Annotated in this window: 21 protein-coding genes; 6 read left to right on the top strand and 15 right to left on the bottom strand. The window is 72.9% G+C overall.

Annotated elements, in window-relative coordinates; genetic code table 11:
- The first annotated feature begins 11 nt into the window (after positions 1 to 11).
- Positions 12 to 1,232 (top strand): FUSC family protein, encoded by a 1,221-nt coding sequence (locus AC27IY_RS12325; RefSeq protein ID WP_487178022.1) that lies wholly within the window; start codon positions 12 to 14, stop codon positions 1,230 to 1,232.
- Here the strand turns inward: AC27IY_RS12325 and AC27IY_RS12320 are convergent.
- On the bottom strand, positions 1,224 to 2,033 hold the full coding sequence (locus AC27IY_RS12320; protein WP_487178021.1) for a GNAT family N-acetyltransferase: 810 nt from the start codon (positions 2,031 to 2,033) through the stop codon (positions 1,224 to 1,226). The two genes, AC27IY_RS12325 and AC27IY_RS12320, sit on opposite strands and share 9 nt — an antisense overlap.
- A complete protein-coding gene (gene pta / locus AC27IY_RS12315) occupies positions 2,030 to 4,129 on the bottom strand; it encodes a phosphate acetyltransferase (RefSeq protein WP_487178020.1) in 2,100 nt (699 codons plus the stop codon). Before pta ends, AC27IY_RS12320 begins: the two co-directional genes overlap by 4 nt.
- 76 nt (positions 4,130 to 4,205) lie before the next feature.
- Between pta and AC27IY_RS12310 the strand changes: the two genes are divergently transcribed.
- The gene (locus AC27IY_RS12310) at positions 4,206 to 4,928 is read left to right on the top strand and encodes a class I SAM-dependent methyltransferase (protein ID WP_487178019.1); all 723 of its coding nucleotides are present in this window, start codon (positions 4,206 to 4,208) and stop codon (positions 4,926 to 4,928) included.
- Positions 4,929 to 5,077: 149 nt separating this feature from the next.
- Here AC27IY_RS12310 and AC27IY_RS12305 read toward each other — a convergent pair whose 3' ends face one another.
- Complete coding sequence (locus tag AC27IY_RS12305; protein ID WP_344216094.1) at positions 5,078 to 5,854, bottom strand: SDR family oxidoreductase; 777 nt, start codon at positions 5,852 to 5,854, stop codon at positions 5,078 to 5,080.
- A 174-nt stretch (positions 5,855 to 6,028) separates the two neighbouring features.
- Between AC27IY_RS12305 and AC27IY_RS12300 the strand changes: the two genes are divergently transcribed.
- Positions 6,029 to 6,889, top strand: coding sequence for a helix-turn-helix transcriptional regulator (locus tag AC27IY_RS12300; RefSeq protein WP_423471053.1), 861 nt, complete (start codon positions 6,029 to 6,031; stop codon positions 6,887 to 6,889).
- An 80-nt stretch (positions 6,890 to 6,969) separates the two neighbouring features.
- On the opposite strand, the gene AC27IY_RS12295 is transcribed toward AC27IY_RS12300, so the two are convergent.
- The 3 genes from AC27IY_RS12295 to AC27IY_RS12285 all read right to left on the bottom strand — a co-directional run bounded on the left by AC27IY_RS12295 (position 6,970) and on the right by AC27IY_RS12285 (position 8,950).
- A complete protein-coding gene (locus tag AC27IY_RS12295; protein ID WP_423448028.1) occupies positions 6,970 to 7,485 on the bottom strand; it encodes a GyrI-like domain-containing protein in 516 nt (171 codons plus the stop codon).
- A 98-nt stretch (positions 7,486 to 7,583) separates the two neighbouring features.
- Complete coding sequence (locus tag AC27IY_RS12290) at positions 7,584 to 8,432, bottom strand: cytochrome c biogenesis CcdA family protein (RefSeq protein WP_487178018.1); 849 nt, start codon at positions 8,430 to 8,432, stop codon at positions 7,584 to 7,586.
- Positions 8,433 to 8,437: 5 nt separating this feature from the next.
- Positions 8,438 to 8,950 (bottom strand): TlpA family protein disulfide reductase, encoded by a 513-nt coding sequence (locus AC27IY_RS12285; protein ID WP_487178017.1) that lies wholly within the window; start codon positions 8,948 to 8,950, stop codon positions 8,438 to 8,440.
- A 278-nt stretch (positions 8,951 to 9,228) separates the two neighbouring features.
- On the opposite strand from AC27IY_RS12285, the gene AC27IY_RS12280 reads away from it, so the two are divergent.
- Complete coding sequence (locus tag AC27IY_RS12280) at positions 9,229 to 10,068, top strand: alpha/beta fold hydrolase (protein ID WP_487178016.1); 840 nt, start codon at positions 9,229 to 9,231, stop codon at positions 10,066 to 10,068.
- 53 nt (positions 10,069 to 10,121) lie between these two features.
- On the opposite strand, the gene AC27IY_RS12275 is transcribed toward AC27IY_RS12280, so the two are convergent.
- From AC27IY_RS12275 to AC27IY_RS12255, 5 genes are all read right to left on the bottom strand, one after another.
- Positions 10,122 to 10,601, bottom strand: coding sequence for a hypothetical protein (locus AC27IY_RS12275; protein ID WP_487178015.1), 480 nt, complete (start codon positions 10,599 to 10,601; stop codon positions 10,122 to 10,124).
- A 104-nt stretch (positions 10,602 to 10,705) separates the two neighbouring features.
- Entirely contained in the window at positions 10,706 to 11,704 is a 999-nt protein-coding gene (locus AC27IY_RS12270) for an LLM class flavin-dependent oxidoreductase (protein WP_487178014.1), read from the bottom strand.
- Positions 11,705 to 11,823: 119 nt separating this feature from the next.
- A complete protein-coding gene (locus AC27IY_RS12265) occupies positions 11,824 to 13,041 on the bottom strand; it encodes a L,D-transpeptidase (protein ID WP_487178013.1) in 1,218 nt (405 codons plus the stop codon).
- Positions 13,042 to 13,187: 146 nt separating this feature from the next.
- Positions 13,188 to 13,787 (bottom strand): dihydrofolate reductase family protein, encoded by a 600-nt coding sequence (locus AC27IY_RS12260; RefSeq protein ID WP_487178012.1) that lies wholly within the window; start codon positions 13,785 to 13,787, stop codon positions 13,188 to 13,190.
- Positions 13,784 to 14,620: a metalloregulator ArsR/SmtB family transcription factor gene (locus tag AC27IY_RS12255; protein ID WP_423448021.1), complete on the bottom strand. Its 837-nt coding sequence runs from the start codon at positions 14,618 to 14,620 to the stop codon at positions 13,784 to 13,786. Before AC27IY_RS12255 ends, AC27IY_RS12260 begins: the two co-directional genes overlap by 4 nt.
- An 89-nt stretch (positions 14,621 to 14,709) precedes the next feature.
- Here AC27IY_RS12255 and tsaA point away from each other — a divergent pair, with 89 nt between their 5' ends.
- Positions 14,710 to 15,111 (top strand): tRNA (N6-threonylcarbamoyladenosine(37)-N6)-methyltransferase TrmO, encoded by a 402-nt coding sequence (tsaA, locus tag AC27IY_RS12250; protein WP_364457759.1) that lies wholly within the window; start codon positions 14,710 to 14,712, stop codon positions 15,109 to 15,111.
- Positions 15,112 to 15,221: 110 nt separating this feature from the next.
- Here tsaA and AC27IY_RS12245 read toward each other — a convergent pair whose 3' ends face one another.
- Entirely contained in the window at positions 15,222 to 17,378 is a 2,157-nt protein-coding gene (locus tag AC27IY_RS12245) for a TerD family protein (RefSeq protein WP_487178011.1), read from the bottom strand.
- A gap of 98 nt (positions 17,379 to 17,476) precedes the next feature.
- Here AC27IY_RS12245 and AC27IY_RS12240 point away from each other — a divergent pair, with 98 nt between their 5' ends.
- A complete protein-coding gene (locus tag AC27IY_RS12240; RefSeq protein ID WP_423471070.1) occupies positions 17,477 to 18,703 on the top strand; it encodes an MFS transporter in 1,227 nt (408 codons plus the stop codon).
- A gap of 77 nt (positions 18,704 to 18,780) precedes the next feature.
- Here the strand turns inward: AC27IY_RS12240 and AC27IY_RS12235 are convergent, their stop codons facing one another.
- The 3 genes from AC27IY_RS12235 to AC27IY_RS12225 all read right to left on the bottom strand — a co-directional run bounded on the left by AC27IY_RS12235 (position 18,781) and on the right by AC27IY_RS12225 (position 21,729).
- A complete protein-coding gene (locus AC27IY_RS12235) occupies positions 18,781 to 20,166 on the bottom strand; it encodes a hypothetical protein (RefSeq protein WP_423471071.1) in 1,386 nt (461 codons plus the stop codon).
- Positions 20,167 to 20,305: 139 nt separating this feature from the next.
- Entirely contained in the window at positions 20,306 to 21,175 is an 870-nt protein-coding gene (locus tag AC27IY_RS12230; RefSeq protein ID WP_487178010.1) for a hypothetical protein, read from the bottom strand.
- Positions 21,175 to 21,729 carry an RNA polymerase sigma factor gene (locus tag AC27IY_RS12225; protein WP_364457718.1) on the bottom strand — a complete coding sequence of 185 codons (555 nt, stop codon included), beginning with the start codon at positions 21,727 to 21,729 and terminating at the stop codon, positions 21,175 to 21,177. Before AC27IY_RS12225 ends, AC27IY_RS12230 begins: the two co-directional genes overlap by 1 nt.
- Positions 21,730 to 21,805 lie beyond the last annotated feature (76 nt).

Here is a 21,805-nt window from a genome sequence, read left to right as displayed (position 1 = left end):
AGGGGACAGACATGGACACCGAACCGGGACGGGGGCGCGACGACGGCGGCTCCCCGCTCGGGCGCATCATGCGGAGCGGGGCGGCGGCGCTCGCCAACATCCACCGGCAGGGGCTCGGGCGCTGGCTGCAGCTGGAGCGCGAGGAGCTCATCCAGACGATCAAGGTGACGGTCGCGTGCATGTTCGGCTGGTGGCTGGCCGCGTACGTGCTGAAGGTCGATCTGCCGGTGCTCGTGCCCATCGGCGTGCTGCTGACGATCTCCGCCACCGCGTACGACACGGTGGTACGCGGGGTGCAGCAGGTCGGCGCGGTCTTCGTCGGCATGGCGGCGGCCTCGGCGCTGATCTGGCTGATGGGCGTCAACGCCCTCACCCTGGGCGTGCTCGTGCTGGCGGGCCTCGTGCTGACCCGCCTGCTCAACCTGCCGGAACGCAACGTGCAGATCCCGATCACGGCGCTGCTGGTGCTCGCACTGGGCAAGACCTACGGCTTCGCCCGGCTCGGCGACGTGCTGCTGGGCGCGGCCATCGGCATCGCCGCGAACCTGCTGATCCTGCCGCCGCGCTTCGTCGACAACGCGATGCGCGAGCTCGGCGAGCTGTCCGGCGAGCTGTCGGAGCTGGCCCAGGACATGGCCGACGGCCTGCGCTCCGACTGGGGCAAGGACGCGGCCGACGACTGGCTGGAGCGGGCCAGGGACCTGTCGCGGCGCCTGGAGCAGGCCAAGGAGGCGAGCGACCAGGCCGAGGAGTCGGTACGCCTGTCGCTGCGCCGCCGCCGCTACGACCGCAGGCTGCGGCAGGTGGCCGAGGCCGCGACCTGCCTGGACCACGCCTGCCACCAGTTGAGGGGCGTGGCCAGGGGGCTGGCGGACCTCGTGTCGGGCGTGCGCGGGCTGCCGGCGCAGGAGGCGGCCGAGGTTCCCCGCCCGCTGGCCGAGGAGCTGGACGCGCTGTCAAGGCTGTTCGGCACGTTCGGGCGGCTGCAGCTCGGCCGCGGACGCGAGGAGGACCTGCGGGAGCTGCGCGCCGCCCTGCGCGAGGGCGAGCGGCAGCAGCACGTGTCGCAGTCGATGTTCGGCCGGACACGCGACGACCGGCTGCGGACGCTGCAGGGAGCGCTGCTGGAGGACTGCGCCCGCATCCGGCACGAGTTCGACCCCGACCACGGTCCGCACCGCGACGCCTTCCCCTGGCCGGCGGCGAAGGCGTCCGGCGACGGCTCAGCCTAGGTCGGGGTGGGGGACGTACCTGTCGGGGCGCAGCCGGGCGAGCGCGGCCTCGTCGGCCATGAAGGTGTCGTGGTCGGCGATGTGCCAGCCCGCGCCCAGCAGCAGCGGCACGAGGGGATGCGGGCCGGGGATGGCGATCCGCCCGGTCCGCGCGCCGGTGGCGGCCAGGGCGCCGAGCACCGCGTCCGCGCAGTCGCCTGAGGTGTCGCCGCCCGCCGGGCCGATCAAGGTGTCGTCGCCCGAGCGGCGCGCGAAGGCGTAGCCGTCACCGTCGGTGACGTGCAGGGTGACGTTGGGCTGGGCCGCGTACCAGGAGAGGGTGCCGGGGCGGGCGCCCCCGGAGGCGCGGGCGTCGGCGTCGGCGACCTCCGCCGGCAGGGCCGCGCGGACGGGCGGCGCGGGCAGCGGCGCGGCGGGCCCGGTCAGGTAGAGCAGCGGGGTCCAGGGACGCAACCCGTGCCGGACGTAGAGGGCCAGGGCGCGGGGGTCGGAGCTGGCGAAGGTGACCTTCGGCCCGTCGCCGGCCAGCAACTCGGCCAGCAGGGCCCGGCCGACGCCGCCGGACTGCCGGTCGGGCAGCACGAACAGGTCGCCGAGGTGGGTGAGATCCGCCCGGCGCAGCGTCCCGCCGAACCCGGCGGCGTCCTCGGCGGGAGTGCGCGCGATCAGGAGGGTGCCGAACGCGCGCTCGGCGTCCAGGAAGTCGGCCCCCTGCGGCCAGCCGGTCAGCAGCCCGAACCGGCGGGCGATGCGCCGCACGGCGGGCATGTCGGCGTCCGTGGCGGCACGTACGGCGTTCACCGGCGGGCGCCGGGGGAGAGCGCCACGTCCGCGCCGCTCGTCACGGGTGCGGCCGGGACGTCGTCGCGCACCTGCGCGGCGGTGATGGCGACGGTGGTGACGATGTCGGCGACCGTCGCGCCCCTGGACAGGTCGTTGACCGGTTTGCGGAGGTTCTGCAGCACCGGGCCCACCGCGACCGCGCCGGCGCTGCGCTGCACCGCCTTGTAGAGGTTGTTGCCGGTGTTGAGGTCGGGCACCACGAAGACGGTGGCGCGGCCGGCCACCTCGCTGCCGGGCATCTTGGCGTGGGCGACGGCGGGATCGACGGCGGCGTCGTACTGGATGGGGCCCTCCACCGGCAGGTCGGGGCGGCTCCTGCGGACCAGCTCGGTCGCCTCCCGCACCTTGTCGACGTCCGCGCCCGCGCCCGAGGCGCCCGTCGAGTACGACAGCATCGCGATCCGCGGCTCCACGCCGAACTGCGCGGCCGTACGGGCCGAGGCGATCGCGATGTCGGCGAGCTGGGCCGCGTCAGGGTCGGGGTTGACCGCGCAGTCGCCGTACACCAGCACCCGGTCGGCCAGGCACATGAAGAACACGCTGGAGACCAGCCCGAGGCGCAGCAGCTCGAACGCCGGCCGGATGGTGTGCGCGGTGGTGTGCGCGGCACCCGACACCATGCCGTCGGCCAGGCCGAGGTGCACCATGAGCGTGCCGAAGTAGGACACGTCGGTGACGGTGTCGCGGGCCAGCTCGACGGTGACGCCCTTGTGGGCGCGGAGCGCGGCGTACTCGCGGGCGAAGCGCTCGCGCAGCTCGGGGTCGAACGGGCTGATCACGGTCGCCCCGTCCAGGTCCAGGCCGAGCTGGGCGGCCTGCGCCGCGATGCGCTCGCGGTCGCCGAGCAGGGTCAGCTCGGCCACGCCGCGGCGCAGCAGCACCTCGGCGGCGCGCAGGATGCGCGGCTCCTCGCCCTCGGGCAGCACGATGCGGCGGCGGCGGGCCCGCGCCCGGTCCAGCAGCTCGTACTCGAACATGAGCGGCGTGACGACGTCGGTCCTGGCGATGGCCAGCCGGTCCAGCAGCACCTGGCCGTCGACGTGCTCGGCGAACAGCCGCAGCGCCGTGTCGACCTTCCCCTCGGCGGCGGGCGTGAAGCGGCCCTCCACGGCCGACAGGCGGGTCGCGGTGTCGAAGGTGTCGCGGTCGGTCGCGATCACCGGCAGGGGGATGACCATGCCGCGCAGCAGGCGCTCGACCGGCGCGGGCAGCTCCGTGCCCCCCGTCATGATCACCGCGGACAGCGAGGGGAAGCCCGGCGAGGTGTGGGCGGCGATCAGGCCGGGCAGCAGCGCGGCGGCCCGGTCGGACGGGATGATCAGCGCGGTGCCCTCGGTGTAGCGGTCGAGGATGTTGGGCAGCGACATCGCGCCCACCGTGAGCCCGCTCGCCTCGCGGCCGAGCCCTTCGCGGTCGCCGAGGAAGAACGCGCCGTCGCACGCCTGCAGCAGGTCGGCGACGGTGGGGGCGCGCAGGGACGGGGCCTCCGGCAGCACGAACACGGGCGTCGGATGCTCCAGCGCGGCCCGCAGCCCGGCCGGCTCCGCGGCGCGGGTGACGACGACGGCGAGCTCGTGGGCGTGGTGGTGGACGAGCTGCCGCGTCGACAGCTCCACGGCGGCGGCCACCTCGGCGGCCGTACGGTTCCTCGCGCTGACCACGTTGAGCACGGGCGTGCCCAGGTCGGCGGCCAGCCGGGCGTTGAACTCGAACTCGGTCGGCGCGCCCACGTCGGTGTAGTCGGTGCCGACGACCACCACGGCCTCGCAGCGCCCGGCCAGCTCGCGGTAGCGGGCCACGATGTCGCCGGCGGCGCGGTCGGCGTCGGCGTGCACGTCGTCGTAGGTGACGCCGGCGCAGGCGTCGTAGGGGAGGCCGAGCTGGAAGCGGCTGCGGACGGTGTTGATGAGGTTGTCCTCGCGGCCGGCCCGCACCACCGGCCGGAACACGCCCACCGCCCCCACCTGCCGGGACAGCAGCTCGACCATGCCGAGGGCGACCGTGCCCTTGTTGCTCTCCGCCTCGCCCGCCGCGACGTACACCGCACGTGTCATGCGCCCATTCTGTCCCGCCGCCTGACCGGGTGTTTAACCGGTGGCGCCTGTCCGGCTCCGTGCCTAGGGTCGCGGCATGAACGAGGAGTTCGAGGACCCGCGGCTGGCCGCCGTGTACGACCCGCTCGACCCCGACCGCTCCGACCTCGACGTCTACGCGGCGATCGCGGCCGAGCTGGGCGCTCGCAGTGTGCTGGACGTGGGCTGCGGCACCGGGACGTTCGCGCTGATGCTGGCCGCGCGGGGCCTGGAGGTGACCGGCGTCGATCCGGCGGCGGCGTCGCTGGCCGTCGCCCGCGCCAAGCCGGGCGCCGGGCGGGTGCGCTGGATCCACGGCGACGCCCGCGCGCTGCCGCCGATGGCCGCGGACCTGGCCACGATGACCGCGAACGTCGCCCAGGCCGTCGTCGAGCCGGACGACTGGGCCGCCACCCTCGACGGTGTGCGCCGGGCGTTGCGGCCGGGCGGGCGGCTGGTGTTCGAGACGCGGGTGCCGGCCCGCCGGGCGTGGCTGGCGTGGAACCGCGCGGAGTCGTACCGGGTGACCGACGTCGAGGGCGTGGGCCGGGTCGAGCAGTGGTTCGACCTGCTCGACGTCAGCGGACCGCTGGTCACCTTCCGGGGGACGTGGGTGTTCGCCGCCGACGGTGCGGTGCTGACGTCGGAGTCCACGCTGCGGTTCCGGGAGCGTGAGGAGGTCGAACAGGACCTGGACGCCCACGGGTACGTCGTGGAGGAGGTCCGCGACGCCCCGGACCGGCCGGGCCGTGAGTACGTGTTCCTGGCCCGCGTCCGGTGACCGATCGTGACGGCGGAGGTGACAGAAACCTGCCTTGACGTCACTCTGCGTGACGGGCGAGGGTGGGAGGTGTCAACGCCCGCCCGCAGGGGCCTGCCGGGTCCCTTCCCTGGTGCTCGACCCGGCCGGCCCCTGCCCTCGCCGCCGCGTCAGCTCGCCTGACCGGTCGGCATGATGGTGACCTGCTGGAGGTTCGCCCGGGGCGGCAGGCTCGCGAGGAACCCGATCGTCCGCGCGACGTCCTGCGGCGTCAGCCACTCCATCGCCTGCTTCGACCCCTCCAGCCAGGCCAGCGCCCCTTCGTCGGTGACGTGGTCCTGCAGCTCGGTGCCGACGATGCCGGGCTCGATCGCCGACACCCGCACGTTCTTCGGCCCGAGCTCGGTGCGCAGGTGCCGGGACAGGTGGGTGACGTACGCCTTGGTCGCCGAGTACACGGCGAAGTTCGGGAAGATGTTCTGCGCCGCGATCGACGAGGTGTTGACCAGGTCGGCCACGCCGCGTTCCGCGGCCGCCTTGACCAGTTGCGGGACGAACGCCCCGATGACGTTCATCAGTCCCGTGATGTTGAGGTCGATCTGGTGCCGCCACTGGTCGGTCGCCAGCTCCTCGACGGGCGCGGGCAGCATGACGCCCGCGTTGTTGAACAGCAGGTCGGCGCCGCCGAGCTCGTCGGCGACGCGGTCGGCGGCGGCGCGCACCGCGGCCTCGTCGGTGACGTCGGCGGCGAGGGCCAGGGCTCGGCCGCCGGCCTGGGTGACGCGGGCGACCAGGGCGTCCAGGCGCTCCGCGCGCCGGGCCAGGACGACGACGTGCGCGCCGAGCTCGGCCAGGTGCTCGGCGGTGGCCTCGCCGATGCCGCTGGAGGCTCCGGTGACGACCGCGACGCGGCCGGCGAGGGGACGGGCGGAAGTGTGCGTGGTCATGAGGTGGTCCTTTCCGGGTTCCGTTGCGGAGTTCCGCCCCTTCAGCACATCACCCCGCGACCCCTCGACAGGGGGTCAGGACACGCCCTGACCAGGCAGGTTCTCAGAAGGCTGGTACTGGCAGGGCCACCCACGCCGCGGGCCGCCGGGTCCCGTCCGGCCACAATGGAAGACATGGACCGTAGCCGCGAGCTCGCCGACTTCCTGCGTTCCCGGCGTGCCAGGATCACTCCCGACCGTACGGGGCTGCCCGCCGACGGGCGTGCCCGCCGGGTGCCCGGGTTGCGCCGCGACGAGGTCGCCCGGCTGGCCGGGGTCAGCACCGAGTACTACACGCGCCTCGAACAGGGCCGCGCCGGCAACCCGTCCCCCGAGGTCGTCGAGGCGCTCGCGCGGGCGCTCGAACTCGACCTCGCCGAGCGCGAGCACCTCACCGACCTGCTCGCCCGGCCCGCCCGGCGGGCGCCGGTCAGCCCGCAGCGCGTCCGGCCGGGGCTCCACCTGATGTTGCGGACGCTCGACCACGTGCCCGCGTTCGTCGTCGGGCGGCGTACGGACATCCTGGCCGCCAACCGCCTGGCCCGGACCGTGCTGACGGACTTCGAGGCCCTGCCCGTTCCGCAGCGCAACCTCGCCCGTTACTACCTGCTGGATCCCGCCGCCAGGGAGCGCACGGGGGACTGGGAGCAGATCGCCGCCGAGACCGTGGCCATGCTGCGGCTCGAAGCCGGCCGTTACCCCGGGGACCGCCGGCTCGCCGACCTGGTGGGGGAGCTGACGTTGCGCTGCCCGGAGTTCAGCACGTGGTGGAACGACCATCGGGTGCTGCGGCGCACGCACGGCTCCAAGCGCTACTACCACCCGCTGGTCGGTGAGCTGCACTTCTCGTACGAGTCCCTGCAGCCTCCGGGGGACCCCGACCAGACGTTGTGCGTGTACAACGTGGAGCCGGGGTCCCCGACCGAGGAGGCCCTGCGCCTGCTCGCCGGCTGGACGGCCCCGTCCGTGACCGGCAGTTACGAATCTACATTGTAAAGGCGCCGGGGCTGCACAAAACCCTCAAGATCAACAATGGAACGGGCTTCGCCCGTACCTCTTCAACAACCACAGAAGCTTCACCGTCGTGTCACTGGCTGCCTGAGCAGGGTCTTGGGCTCGGGATCGGTGAAGTCGGTCAGGTAGATCTCGTGGTGCAGGCCGTTGCGTACCAGGCCGTGCTCGGCCATGAAGGCATCCATCACGTCGAGCGACACCTTCTCCTCGCTGTAGGGGCCCTCGTGGAGAAGCTCCACGCACTCGCCCTCGGTGAAGACGACCACCTGGACGCGGTCGACGGCGGCGCCGGACGCGCGGGCCTGCTCGCGCGCCGCCTCGACCGTCCCCGGCTCGGGTACGTCGGGCAGCGGCAGCAGCAGGTGCCATCGCCACTGGTCGCGGGGCACTTCCAGTGGCGGCAGGGTGGTGTCCTCCACCCACCAGCGGCCTTCGAGGGGGCCGGCGGGGCCGCCCATGGCGGCGGCCACGGCGTGGAGGGCTCTGATGGCGGAGAGGTGTTCGGTGCCGCCGGGTTCGCCCATGCCGGTGACGTTGAGGCAGGTGGTGGGGCCGTGGTGGACCAGTTGCGGTGTCATGGGGTGCCTCCTGGGGCTTCGTGGGGTGGCCGGGCGGGGTGGTTGCCCGGGTCGGAGCCCTCAGCATGGGGTCTCCCGGTGTGGGAGAGTCCAGTCGTTCAGGGGGCTGGGTCGCGGCGGCGTGTCGTGCGCAGGATGAGGGTCGTCAGGGTGAGCAGGAGGCCGAGTGCGAGGGCGAGCCGTCCTGGGCCGAGTTCGGCTATCCAGCCGGCGATGGTGGTCTGTGCTGCGGTCGCCGCGTTCACGATCGGGTCGTGGGTGTTCTGGCCTGCGAAGACGCGTAGTTCGTACCAGCCGTAGTAGAGGACGTACAGGCCCGCGAGGGTGAGCAGGGCGCCGCTGGCTCTGGAGATGTAGGGGAGCAGTCGTCGCAGCCGGGTCACGAGGGTGGCGCGGGCGAGTGCGACCGTCAGCGACAGGATGGCGATGATCAGGCCCATGCCGAGTGCGTAGGCGGTGAAGGCCGCGGCTCCGCCGCCTATGCCTTGTCCGGACAGTGCGGCGGAGGTGACGGCGAGGAACGGTCCGGCTGTGCATGACAGGGAGGCGGCGGCGTACGACAGGCCGTAGCCGTAGAGCGACAGGGGTGCGGTGGTGGGGCGGCCGGTGGCGAGCCCTGGGAGGTGGAGCACGAGTTCGCGGCCGGAGAGCAGCCACAGGCCCAGTCCGGCCAGAATCGCGCCGATGGCCAGGGTGGCCCATGGCAGGTGGGTGCCGACTGATACCGCCAGTATGGTCACGATCAGTCCGAACAGGCCGAAGACGGTGACGAATCCGACGGTCATCGCGGTGGCCAGGATGAGGGCCTGGCGGATGGGGCGGGTTTCTTTGTCGTTGATCAGGAGGGTGAGGTAGGCCGGGAGCATGGCGAAGCCGCATGGGTTGAAGGCGGCGACCATGCCGGCGGTGAGTGCCAGGGCGAGTGGTGTCTGGGTGAGGGAGGTCATGGCGTCTACTGGGCGGTCAGTGTGCGGAGGTGCTTCTCCAGTCCGTTCTGGCCGAGTGGTCCGGATGCTTTTTCGAGTGTGCCGTCTGGTTTCATGAAGACGAAGGTGGACTGTTCGGTGACTCCGAGTTTCGTCCATATGGCGCCTTTGGCGTCGGACAGGTGGACGAGGTCGCTGGTGCCGGTGCGCTGGACGAACTCTTTCATGGCGGCTTCGGTGTCCAGGCCGGCGATTCCGATGAATGTGACGTCTTTGTGCTGGGTGGCCGCCGCTTTGACGGCGGGGGCGTCGGAGAGGCATTTGGGGCACCATGGCGCCCAGAACCAGAAGGCGATGGTTTGCCCGCGAGGCTTTCCCCTTGGAAGGTTTTGCCGTCGAGTGTCCGGGTGGTGAAGCGCAGTGCGGCGGGTGCCGTGGCCTTGCGTGTCTCTTCGTTGCTGCCGGTGGGTGTGGCCGGCGCGGATGCTGGGGTGTCGGTGGCCTGCTGTTCCGGCTGGTCGCGGGGCGTGGTGGCGCATGCGGCGGTCAGCAGGGTGAGCGTGGTCATCGCGGCGGCGGCGCTTCGCAGGGTGCTCATGGCGACCACCGTAGATGTGCTGGGCTGTGTCACTTCTTACGAGATGGTGATGGTCGCGGTGGTGTGGCACTGCTCACCCATACCAAGGGTCAGGCCGTGCCGTACGTCGCGTTGCATTGGGTCGATCCGTCCTGACGGTCCTGACGCTGAGCCGGTGGCGGGTACGCCGGTTGCGAACCTTTCCGTGGGGGTGCGGGTTGCGCTCCTAGGCTGTGGGACATGGTGATGATCGATGGTCTGGCGTGCGAGGAGGTCGGTGAGGGGCCCGCGCTGGTGCTGATTCACGCGGGCATCGCGGACCGGCGTATGTGGAGGCATCAGCGTGAGGTGTTGTCCGCTGGTCATCGGGTGATCAGTTACGACTGGCGGGGGTACGGCGAGTCGGCTGATCCGGTGGGTGAGGTCGTTCATCACCGGGATCTGCTGCGGGTGATGGACGGGCTCGGCGTGCAGCGGGCGGTGCTGGTGGGTGATTCGATGGGCGGCTCGTACGCGGTGGAGGCGGCGTTGGTGGCGCCGGACCGGGTGGCGGGGCTGGTGCTGATCGCTTCGGGGTTGTCGGGTCATGTGTGGCCGCAGGACATGCTGGCGCAGGCGCGGGAGCGGGTGCACAGCACGGTTCCGGCTGATCGGCTGGCTCGTTACCACGACGGCACGGCGGAGAAGGTGCTTGCCGAGGATCTGGACGCCTTCGCCCGTGCGCACGCGCTGTGGCAGGTGGCGGGGCCGGATCGGGGGGCGGAGGATCTGGATCCGCAGGTGTGGGAGCTGGCGCTGGCGATGATGCGCCGGGTGTTCGAGCGTTCCTGGAGTTGTCCGCCGGTGCCGGAGCGGCATCTGTCGGCGAAGGGCCGGCTGGGTGAGGTCGGCTGTCCCGCTCTGGTGATCAACGGGTTGGAGGACGTGCCGGGGATTCAGGCGGTGTCGGGGTTGCTGGCGGAGGGGATCAGGGGTGCGCGGCGGCTCGATCTGCCGGGGACGGGGCATCTGCCGCCGCTGGAGCGGCCCGCGGAGGTCAATGCCGCGCTGATCGGTTTTCTGGCGGGTCTGGGCTGGTGAGCGGTCGGTGGCGGGCGATCGGCGGTTCGCCGGCGCTGCTCGGCGGGGTCAGGTCAGGACGCAGCGGGTGCCGGTGTAGACGGCTTGTGATGTCCTTCGAGTCGGCCGCCGAGCCGGGCGCGGAGGTCGGTCAGGAGGTCGGGGGTGGCGACGACGGTCCATCGGTCGCCGACGAGGTAGGTCCCGCCGTACGGTTGGGCTTCGTCGAGCCAGGCGCGGGCGCCGGCCTGGGTGGCGAAGGTCAGGAGGGTGTAGCGGCCCGCGGGGGTGTGGCAGATGACTTCGCGTAGTTCGGTGGCGTCGACCTGGGGTTTCGGGTCGGTGCAGGCGACGGCTCGCTGGAGCTGTTCGAGGTCGGCGGCGGGGAGGGGCTGATCGCCGGGAGGGGACGGCTGTGTCGCGTGCCGGTGGGCGGTCGCGGCGTGGGCGGTCGTGGTGAGGGCCGGGTCGGGGGTGAGGAAGGTGGACACGGCCAGGCTCACGCCGATGAGGATGAGGCAGGACGCCGCGATGGACCGTACACGGTGCAGCATGTCGCCAGGTACGCAGGGGGCGGGGTCGCGGTTCAATTGCCGTGCGAGTTTTTATCGCTTGTGGCGGATCGGGAAGTGACAGCTGGCTCGGAGCTGCCGCTGTGTCAGGTGGTGAGCTGGGGGAGGACTTTTTCGCCGAACAGGCGGATCGCGCTGAGCACTTCGTCCTGGGGGAGCCCGCCGATGTCGATCAGCAGCAGGTGTGTGTCGAGGCCGAGCAGTTTCTGCTGGGCGTTGAGGCGGTCGGCGACCTCGTTGGGGTCGCCGCAGATCGCCGCTCCGGCCATGAGCTTGTCGAGGTCGATCGCGGCGCCGTCGCCGCGCCAGCGGCCGGCGAAGGCGGCGTAGGTGCGTAGGTGGGGCCGCCAGCGTTCCCGGGCGTCGCGTTCGGCGACGAACACGTGACTGGGCAGGCCGACGCGGACGGGGGCGCGGCCGGGGGCGCGGCGCCGGTAGTGGGTGACGAGGTCCAGGTGGACGGCGGGGTCGCGCAGGGTGCTGGGCAGCATGAGCGGCAGTCCCAGGGTGGCGGCGAGGTCCGCCGAGGCGTGTGATCCGCTGCCGATCCAGACCGTGGGGTGGGGTCGTTGTACGGGCCGAGGGGCGGTGGTGACGTTCTCCAGCGGGCCGCGGTATGTGCCGTGCCAGGTGACGTTCTCCTCGCGCAGCAGGGTGAGCAGCAGCCGGAGGTTCTCGTGGAAGCGTGGCCGTAACTCGGCGGGGGTGATGCCGAAGGCGGCGTCGGTCTCCCTGGAGACGCCGCGGGCGGCGATGAGCTCGGCCCGTCCGTCCGACAGCGCGTCGAGGGTGGCGAGCTCTTCGGCGACGCGTACGGGGTCGTGGTGGGCGAGCAGGGTGACGCCGGTGGACAGGCGCAGGGTGGTCGTGCGGGCGGCGATTGCGGCGAGCAGGAGTTGCGGCGCGGAGACGATGTAGCGGGTGAAGTGGTGCTCGCCGATGGCGATGCCGGTGAATCCGGCCTGTTCGGCGGCGACGGCCTGTTCGATCACGGCGCGCAGGCGTTCCCGCTCGGGTGGTGAGACGCCGGTGCGCGGGTCGGGCAGGTGGTCCCCGAGAACCAGCAGGTAGACCGATGCGGTCATGGAAGCCCCCGTCAGCGTGGGCGGTCGTCAGGCACCGGGACCGATCTGTGTGGGTTGGTCCCGGTGGGCCGCTGATTGTGACTATAAGAGCGACGGGGGCGGTGCGCGGGTGTGACGGGTCAGGCGTCGTTCGGCCGGGGCGTCTCGGCCGGCGTGGCGGGTGTGGCCGGGGTGTCGGGCGTGTACAGGGCGCTGCCGGCTCGCCATTCCTCCCAGGACTTGGCCCACGGGGTCGGCCCGTTGCCGAACTGGAGTTTGTGGTTGGTCCCGACGATTTTGATGATGTCGCCGCGCTGGGTGAAGTTGTAGAACCAGCGGGCGTGGGAGGTGCTGGCGTTGACGCAGCCGTGGCTGACGTTGCGGTGGCCCTGGTCGCCGACGGACCAGGGGGCGGCGTGGAAGAACATGCCGCTGTAGGTCATGCGGATGTTCCATTTGGTGCGGGTCCGGTAGAGGCCGGGCAGGCCGATGGTGGCGGAGTCCATGATGATGTCGGGGGCCTTCTCCTGGGCGATCATGGTGCCGGACCAGCTTTCGAAGCCTGGTTTGCCGAGGCTGATGGGGATGGTCCTGACGACCTTGCCGTTGTTGCGGACGACGGCGCGGTGGGTGCCGTTGCGGATCTTGGTGATGTGCTCGGCGCCGACGGTGAAGGTCACCCGCCGGTCCTTGACGCCCCAGGTGCCGCGGCCGACGCGCAGCCCGGCCAGGTGCGCGACCACGGTGACCTCCTGACCGGAGGGCCAGTACGAGCGCGGCCGGTACTGCACCTCCCGGTCGCTCACCCAGCTCCAGGAGCCCTCGACGGGTTTGGACATCTCCACCGTCAGCGCGCGCTCGACCGCCGCGCGGTCCTCCCGCGCCGGCACCGGTTTCGACAGGGTGAGCTGGATGGGCATCCCGACGCCGACGCGCTCGCCGTCCATCGGCGACATGCCGCCGTCGATCACCCGCGCCGGTTTGAGGGTGGTGAACGTGACCCGTTCGGTGACCTGCCGGCCGTCGGTGCCGACGGCGCGTGCCCGCACGGTGTACGTGGCGGAGGGTTTGAGCGGCCACTGGGGCCGCCAGGTGCCGTCGGCGCCGGCGCTGCCGCTGATCTGGCGGCCGTCGGCGTCGGTGACGACCACTCCGGTGACCTGGCCGTCGGCGACCTTGACGGTGATGCCGGCGTCCGGGGCCACCTTCCGCGTGCCGTCGGCGGGCGTGATGAGCAGCCTGGCCGGGGCGCCCTGCGGCTGCCGTGCCGGGGCGCCGGGCTCGCCGGGGGCGCATGCCGCGGTCAGGAGCAGCACCGCCGTGCAGGCGCTGAGGAGTAGGGTGCCGCCGGTCCGCATCGTGTGTGCCTCCAGTTCCCCGCAAGTAGGCATAAGTGGGGCTTGTAGCCTCTTAGTGATACGGATAGCGGCATTCCCACTACTGACAGTAATCATGCCGAGATGTCGCAATCGGCCGGTGATCACGCCATATCGGCGGGCTTCTTCTAGCGGACGCGGTCGTAGACCAGGGCGAGCTCGCCCAGGTCGCCGCTCCGCTGGTGGGTGAGCCGCCACTTCGAGACCGGCAGGCCGTCGTCGAACAGCCGCTGCCCGCCCCCGGCGATCTCGGGGGTGATGAGGAGGTGGAGCCGGTCGAGCAGATCGGCCGCCAGGAGCGGCTTGATGACGCTGGCGCTGCTGTTGACGAGGATGTCGCCGCCGCCGGCGGCCTTCAGCTCGGTGACGACGTCGGCGGCCGGGGCGTTCACCACACGGGTGCGTTCCCACGGGGCCTCGGTCAGGGTGGTGGACAGGACCACCTTCTCGGTGCCGACCAGCCACTGGGCGTATCCGCGGTCGCGCGGGTCGGCGTCGCCGTCGTCGGCGACCGAGGGCCAGTAGCCCATGAACCCCTCGGCGTTGACCCGGCCGAGCAGCGCCGTGGTCGCGTTCTCCCAGATGCCGTTCATGTGGTCGCGCGCGACCTCGCTGGTGACGTAGGGGGCGAAGGCGGCGAAGTCGCCCGGCCCGCCGGGGCCGTGGTAACGCCCGTCGAGGGTGAGGCTCAGGTTCGCGGTCACTTTGCGGCCGGTCGGCTGGTTCATGTCGTGCTCCTGGTGGTGGGGAGGTCGGTGAGGATCGCGGCGAGCTTGTCGAGGCTCTGGCCGAAGCCGATCTCGATGCCCGCGACGAAGTCCGCGGACTCGACCGCGCTGTCGGTGATGCGGAAGCGGACGTCGAGGTCGGTGCCGGCGGCGGCGGGCCGGAGGGTGAGGTCGAGGTGGGCGGTGAAGGCGGGGGTGCCGTCGGGGAGCTCGGGGGAGAGCCGGTAGGCCAGGTGCTCGCCGGGCCGTACGTCGTCGACCACGCCCCGCGCCCGCCCGACGACCAGGTCGGAGCCGTCGGCGTCCTCGGCGTCGCGGTACTCGTGGACGATCCGGCCGCCCTGGCGCGCCTCGAAGACGAGCTCGGAGACGCGCAGGTCCTCCGGTGTCCACCAGCGGGCGAGCAGGCCGGCCTCGGTCAGGTGCCGCCAGACCTCCTCCGGGCTCCCGGCCAGGGACCGGTGGAAGGTGAAGGAGCGGCCGTCGGCCCATCCCGGCTCCCGGGCGGCGAGCCGTTCGGCCTGGAGGTTGAGTCCGTAGCGGTCGTAGGTCTCGCGGGAGCCGCCGGCCTGGTCGGCGGTGTCGGCGAGCCGGGTGAGCGCGGCCGCCAGCTCCCGCAGCGGCCCGGCCCGCAGCGCGTAGACGCGGCGCTGGCCGGAGCGCTGGGAGGTGACGAGGCCGGCGCGTTCGAGGTTTTGCAGGTGCTTGGTCGTCTGGGGCTGGCGGGCTCCGGCGAGCTGGGCGAGCACCCCGACGGGCCGGGGCCGCTCGGCCAGCAGTTCCACGAGCCGCAGGCGGGCCGGGTCGGCCAGTGCGGTGAGGATCGCGTCCATGCCGAGAAGTATTCACCACGGAGAATATTCCTGTCAACGAATACTTTCGGGGGTGGCGCTCCGGGGGCGGGCTGCGGTAGGGAGAGATCATGACGTACGAGATCCGGGCGATCGGCGCGGTCGAGTCGCCCCTGGCGGACCGCGCGAGCGCGCCGAAGCAGGGCCATGAGGGCGCACCCGAAGCCTGGCTGGCGTTCGACCCGGCGATGGCGGAGGGGATCGGCGATCTCGCGGCCGGTGACGAGGTGTTCGTCCTGACCTGGCTGCACCTCGCCGACCGGACCGTGACGGCCGTGCGCCCGCGCGACGACCCGCGCAACCCGCTGACGGGGGTCTTCAGCACCCGCTCCGCCGACCGGCCCAACCCGATCGGGCTGCACCGGGTGCGGGTGCTCGCGGTGGACGGGCTCCGGGTGCGGGTGGCCGGGCTGGAGGCCGTGGACGGCACGCCGGTCATCGACGTGAAACCGGTCCTGGACGCGGCGCGCTAGGCGCCCGCGTCCAGGACCGAAGCGAAGGGCGAGGAAAGCGGGAAGGCTGGAGAGTTCTTTACGAAGAAAGAAGAAGGAAGCCCACCCATGGCCTCGCGATCCGCACCCTATCAGGCGGGGATCAGCTCGTGCAGCGTCGCCGGCGTGTAGACCCGCGCCCCCTCCGGCGCGTCGGCGGGCGCCTGCAGCCCGAGGTAGGTGGTGTGGTCGCCGGCCCCGCCCTTGCGGGCCAGCAGGGCGGCCAGGTGGCGGACCGTGAGGTACTCGCGTTCGACGATCGAGCGCACCAGCAGGGCCGTGCTCAACCGGTTGCCCTCGACCTGGTTGAAGGCGGGGCTGCCCTTCAGGTAGAGGTGCAGCCACTTGGCCCGCCAGCGGCCGTCGCCGCCGCGCAGGAAGACCAGCGGCAGCGCGACGCTGCCCGCGCCGCGCAGGTCGGACTTCATCCGCACCGTACGCGGCTCGAACGGCAGGCCCTGCTGCACGAGGTCCCTGGTCATGAACCCGAAGAACGCCTCCGCGGCCTGGTCGAAGGGCTCACCGTCGTAGATGTTGACCTGGGGGATGACGACCGGGCGGGTCGCGCGGGCGAGGACGACGTCGATGAACTCGCTCGCGCCGTGGGCGGCCGTGGTCAGGTCGCCGGAGTAGGTGGCGAAGTCGTTGGTGTAGTTCGTCCACGAGATGTACTCGGGGTCGCCGTAGGCGTCGTCCAGCATGAGCGCCGACAGGTCGTAGTCGGTGCGGCGCGCGGTCTGGCGCCAGTGGACGAAGAAGCGCAGCAGCTCCCCCTCGACCGGCGCCAGCGAGCCGCGCGGCAGCATGCCGAGGCCGGGCGCGGCCGCCTTGCCCGACAGCGGCAGCGCGACGTCGAGCATGGCGGGCTCGACGACGAGCCTGCCGAGGTCGGGCAGCCGCCGCGTGATCTCCTCGTCCAGGAGGCCGGCCGCCTGCGCCAGCACGCCGGCGGAGAGCGGGGGGCGGGTGTCGGCGCTCGTCCAGGCGCGGCCGTGCCGGTTGACGAAGACGCGCCCGGCGGCCGGGGCGAGCCGGTTGTGCAGGTGCTCGCGCAGCGACAGCAGCACCCGGCCGGACGCGGCCCGCGCCGCCTGGGCGGCCGCCGCCAGCACCCGCTCCGGGTCGGTGCCGGTGCGCAGCAGGTGGTCCAGCCGGCGCAGCAGCGCGCCGGGGGAACGTTCCAGCAGCTCGACCGCCTCGTCGGTGCGCCCGGCGGCCAGCGCCGTCTCCACGCGGCCGCCGAGCCCGCGCGCCGGGCGCTCGCCGCGGGCGACGTCGAAGACGTGCGCCGCGCGCGGCAGGTGCGGGTACTCGTGCGGGTGCAGGCGTTCGCCGAGCCGTTTCCACGGCTCGCGCAGGCGGGGCACGTCGCCCAGGGCGGCGTCCGTGGCGACGGCGTCCAGGGCCTTGAGCAGGGCGCGGCGCTCGGCGCGGCGGAAGGAGCGGAACCGGGTGGCGGTGGCGAGCGTGACGTCGCCGCCGGAGGCGCCGCAGGCCAGGCGGAGCACGTCGGTCACGGTGTCCACGAGCAGCGGCAGGCCGGCGGCCAGGCGCGCCGCGTTGACGACGGCGCGGTTCTCCCGCACGGGGATGTGCTCCGGGGCCTCGCCGGCGGCCGGCTCGGGCAGGTGCTCGGCGCAGTACGCGGCCAGCTCGCGCAGCGCCGCCAGGTCCTCGGCCGGCAGCGGCACCTGCGAGCCCGCGAGCGACAGGTACAGCTCCCGCGCCTCCGAACGCAGGTCGCCGCCCAGGTCCAGCACCGTGACGCGGTCGCCGGCCAGCGGGATCAGCTCGGCGTGCGCGGCCAGCAGGTCGGCGTAGGCGTGCGGGTAGCTGCCGTAGTCGGGCAGGGTGAGCAGGTTCAGCGTCCGCGGCGTGACCGCCTGGTCGGAGGCGTCCTGGCCGAGCAGCGAACGCCACATCAGGCTGGTCCAGAACTCGGCCGTGCCGGGGACGTTGCGCGGGAAGTCGATGAAGTAGGCGTTGTGGCGGACGTGGTCGCCGGCCAGCTCACGGACGGCGGCCAGGATCCGCAGGCCGAGGTCGATCACGTGCTCCACGCTCAGCCCCGACAGCCGCTCCAGCAGCGCCGGTGAGCAGGCGAAGCCGGCGGTCAGCAGCGCGGCGTCGAGCTGGCGGGCGGCCACCTCGCCCCGGCCCGGCCGGCCGCCGTCGGAGGCGCCGCCGGGGTCGGCGTCCAGGGGCACGCGTAACCTGCGGGTGATGACGAGGCTTTCCAGGTTGTCCACCGGCGTACTTTATCGCCGTTGCCGCAGGGCAGATGATCACGCTGAGCGGCGAAAACCCGTTGCCGGGGAATGCTCCGCGATCGTATGGTTTTGCGCTCGTGATCACAGTGGTGGAGCGAGTCCTGCCCGCGCGGCTCGGGACAGGATTTCGATGGTTGCTGGCCTCGAGCTGGCTGACGAATCTCGGGGACGGTGTCGCCGCCGCGGCGGGCCCGCTGCTGATCGCGACGCTGACCCGCGACCCGCTGATGATCTCGCTGTCGGCCCTGGTGGCGTGGGCGCCGCCGCTGGTGTTCAGCCTGTACGCGGGCGTGCTGTCGGACCGCCACGACCGGCGGGTGATCGTACTGGTCGCCAACGCGGTACGGGCCGTGGTGCTGGCGGCGCTCGTCGTGCTCATGATGACCGGCGCCCTGACCGTGGCGACGGCGCTGATCGCGCTCACGCTGCGCTCGGTCGCCGAGGTCTTCGCCGACAACGCGACCGCGACGCTGACCCCGATGCTGGTGGACCGGGACGACCTCGTCGTCGCCAACGCCCGCCTGGGCACGGGGTTCATCACGCTCAACCAGCTCGCCGGGCCGCCGGTCGGCGCGGCGCTGTTCGGGCTGGGCCTGGCCTGGCCGTTCGCCGGGCAGCTGCTGCTGGTGGCGGCGGGGATCGTGCTGGTCTCGCGGGTGAGGCTGCCGCCGCGCGAGCTGCCGGCCGCGGGCCGCAGGCCGAACGCCTGGCGTGAGCTGGTGGAGGGCTTCGGCTGGACCGTGCGGCACGCGGCGGTCCGCACGCTGGCGCTCACCATCCTGATCTTCAACTTCACGTTCGGCGCGGCCTGGTCGGTCCTCGTCCTCTACACCCAGGAGCAGCTCGGCCTCGGCGCGCTCGGCTTCGGGCTGATGACCACCATCGGCGGGGTCGGCGGCCTGCTCGGCACCAGCGTGTACGGGGCCGTCACCCGCAGGCTCAGTCTCGGCGCGCTGATGCGGATCGGGCTCATCATCGAGACGTTCACCCATCTGGGCCTGGCCTTGACCCATTCGCCGTGGGTCGCCGGAGCCATCTTCCTGGCCTTCGGCGCCCACGCCTTCATCTGGGGCACCACCTCGGTCACCGTGCGCCAGCGCGCGGTCCCGCGCGAGCTGCAGGGCCGGGTGGGCAGCGTCAACACCGTCTCCACCTACGCCGGTCTCGTGGTCGGCTCGCTGATCGGCGGCGTGCTCGCCACCCGGTTCGGCGTCGCGGCGCCCTTCTGGTTCGCCTTCGCCGGGTCGGCGGTGTTCGTGGTCCTGCTGTGGCGGCAGCTCATGCACATCGCCCACGAGGAGTGATCGGGCGGGCGCGCCGGTGCCGGCCGCTGCGGCGCACCCCCCAGATGACGGGCGGGCGTACCGGGTGGGCGCGCAGCTCATCGTGCGCGACTCCACCGCGCCCCCGGCCCGTTCCGGGGGCTGAACGCCAGGGCGGCCGCCAGGCAGGCGACCGGGACCACGGGCAGGACGTAGCGGTGGTCGAAGTCCAGGACGGCGACCGGGCCGATCAGCAGGCCCGCCGCGACCGCCCACGGCAGCAGCGCCACGCCGGGCCGCCGCACCGCGGCCACCCCGCCGAGCAGCAGGATCGCGCCCAGCAGCGGGCCCCGCAGGTAGGCGGCGTACTGGTAGGCGATGAGGAAGTCCGCGTATGGCGACACCGACTCCGCGCCGCGCAGGTCCGGGTCGTACTCCCGCTGGACCTTGCCCACCAGCGGCTGGTCCGGCAGCGGCCACCGGCCGTGGGTGAAGCCGAAGGCGGGCGTCGTACGGGCGGGATGGGCGATCGGGGTCCAGGAGAAGGCGATGGCGGTGTCCCGCGCGACCTCGCCCAGGTAGTCGAGCGGCTGGGCGGCGATCGCGCGCAGCGCGAACGAACGGGCCAGGCCGTTGTAGCCGAAACGGTCGCCCGGCAGCAGGTTGAGCGAGGACCCCGGGGCCCACACGTACTCGGAGGCGGCGTCCACCTTCGTGCCGTTGGGGCACAGCCGGGCCTCGGCGGGCGGCGGCTGGACGCGGGCGCAGTCGGCGAAGGTCATCGTGCGCGCCCACAGCGCGACGCCGTCCGCGCCGCTGAGCGCGAACCGGCCGTGGTGCTGGGCGTACCAGGCGGCGTACGCGGCCAGGGGCAGCGTCCCGGCCAGCGCCAGCGCGGCCGGCCGGCGCCACCCCGCACGCCGTACGGCCAGCACCAGCACCACGAGCAGGAGCAGCGGGAGCGCGATCGTGCGCGTGAGCGCGGCCCGCGCGAACAGCAGCCCCGCCCCGGTCGCCGCCCGCACGGACAGTCGCGGCGACCACATCAGCACGGCCAGCCCCGCCACGACGAGGAAGATGAACAGGGTGTCGGACAGGACGGCGTGCTCCAGCCGCAGGAACGAGGCGTCGAACAGCGGCGGCACGGTCGCCGCCGCCGCCCAGCCGGGCGCCGACCTGCGTCGCAGCACGGCGTACACCAGCACGGCGATGCCCAGGCCGAGCGCGTGCTGGACGGCCGCAACCAGCTCGACGCTGTGGAACGGCAGCAGCGCCCGCAGCAGCAGCGGGTAGCCGATCGGGTGGAAGGCCGCCGACGGGGCGAGGTGCGCGGCGGTGTCGAGGTAGGTGTAGGAGTCGTACCAGTAGAGGGTGGCCGGGCGGTAGCCGAGCATCGTGACCACGCGCAGCGCGGCCGCCAGGGCCAGCAGCACGGCGAAGGCGCGATGACCGGCGAGGAGGCCGCGCCGCGAGGGCAGCACGGCAGGGGGAGCGTCGACGAGCACGAGAGATCCGATCGGCGGGGAACGCGGGGAGGTCCGCGCACGCGGCAGCGGCACGCGTGGCGGTGAAAGGAGCCGGCGCGGCGTTTCCGGCCGCCGCGCCGGTAGGAGGAGCCCCGTCGGCGAGGCTTCCGGGGGTCGCTCAGCAGCGGGGCTTCGGCGCGTGCTGGTCCACGGCGCGCGGCTCGGGGGCGACCAGCAGCAGCGCCTCGCCGTCGGCGCTCATGACGCCGTCGTGCACGTACCAGTCGGCGGGGGCCGAGGGCTGCGCCCGCTGCCAGTCGGCGACGTACGTCGGGGTCACGCCGCGCTCGCGCAGCATCGCCCCGACCTCGGCCACGGACTTGTTGACGTAGGGCACGCAGTGCAGGGGCTCGCCGGGCCTGGCGACGCCGGGCGGCATGCGGTACTTCTCGCCGGGCCTGGCCGGCCTGCCGAGCGTGATCTGGGCCTTCTTGTCGAAGTCGGCCGGCACCTTGACGCCGATCGGGCAGCCGTGGGGTCGTGCGCAAGACCCGGGGGCGTCGATGGTGGTGATCGGGCCCTCGGCGGAGACCGCCTGGCCGGCCCGCAGCCGGTCCAGGTCGTGCAGCACGAAGATCTGCCCGACCTGGCTCGCGGAGGTCGCCACCACTTCGAGCGTGATGTCCAGGCCCCGGGCCTTCAGCTCGCGCTGGTACACCTCGGGCTCGGCCATCAGGTCCTTGACCGTGATCACGTAGGCGCCGTCCACGAGCCGGATGTCGAGCGCCGCGGAGGCGGGCGCCTGGGCGACGCCGAAGGACAGCAGGGTCGCCAGCGCGGCCAGCGCCGGCACGGTCAGCCACGCCCGGCGGCGGCGGGGCGCACGGCCCTGGGCGGGGGCCGGGCTCGCGGTGGTGCTGGGCGCGGCGACCGAGTGCGCGGTGACCGGGCTCGCCGTGATCTCCTCCAGCAGCTCCCTGGCGATCGGCGTCATGCCGGGGCCGGCGTCGGGGGCGAGGCTCGCCACCAGGCGGTCGAGGTCGTGCATCAGATCGCTCCCTTCGCCAGCTCCATGGCACGCAGCCCGATGGCGGCGACGTCGATGCCCGCCGCGCGCAACTCCCTCGCCAGGCGTTTACGGGCCCGGTGCAGCCGCAGCCGGGCGGCGCCGCGCGAGCACCCCAGGACCATGGCGACCTCGTCCGAGCCCAGCCCTTCCCAGCCGACCAGCGAGAGGATCTCGCGATCGTCGGGGCTCAGCCGCGCGAACGCCTCCCGCACGCCGGGGAGCACGCTGCCCGAGCGGCCCGGCTCCGCCCATGCGGCCAGCTCCCGGCCGAGTCGTTCCACCAGCTCGCCGCGGCGCGACTCGGCCCGGCGGCCGTTGGCCAGCACCCGGCGGGCCACGCCGAACAGCCACAGCCGCGCGTCCCGCCCCTCGGGGACGTCGTCGAGGCGGCGCCAGGCCGTGGTGAACGTCTCGGCGAGGGCGTCGGCGGCGTCCTCCGGTGATCCGGTACGCCGCGCGACGTAGGCGAGGATGTCGGCATAGTTGGCAACGTAGATCACCTCGAAGCGCCGCTTGCGGTCAGGGGGAGTCACGCTGCCTTCTCTCGTCCGGGGTCCCGACATCCTGTACCTGTCCGGACCGTCCGGATCGTTTCACCCCGATTTCTGT

The sequence above is a fragment of the Nonomuraea sp. B208 genome (assembly GCF_057536035.1).
The sequence above is the reverse complement of the archived record's forward strand: the minus strand, read 5'-3'. Positions and strand labels throughout refer to the sequence as shown.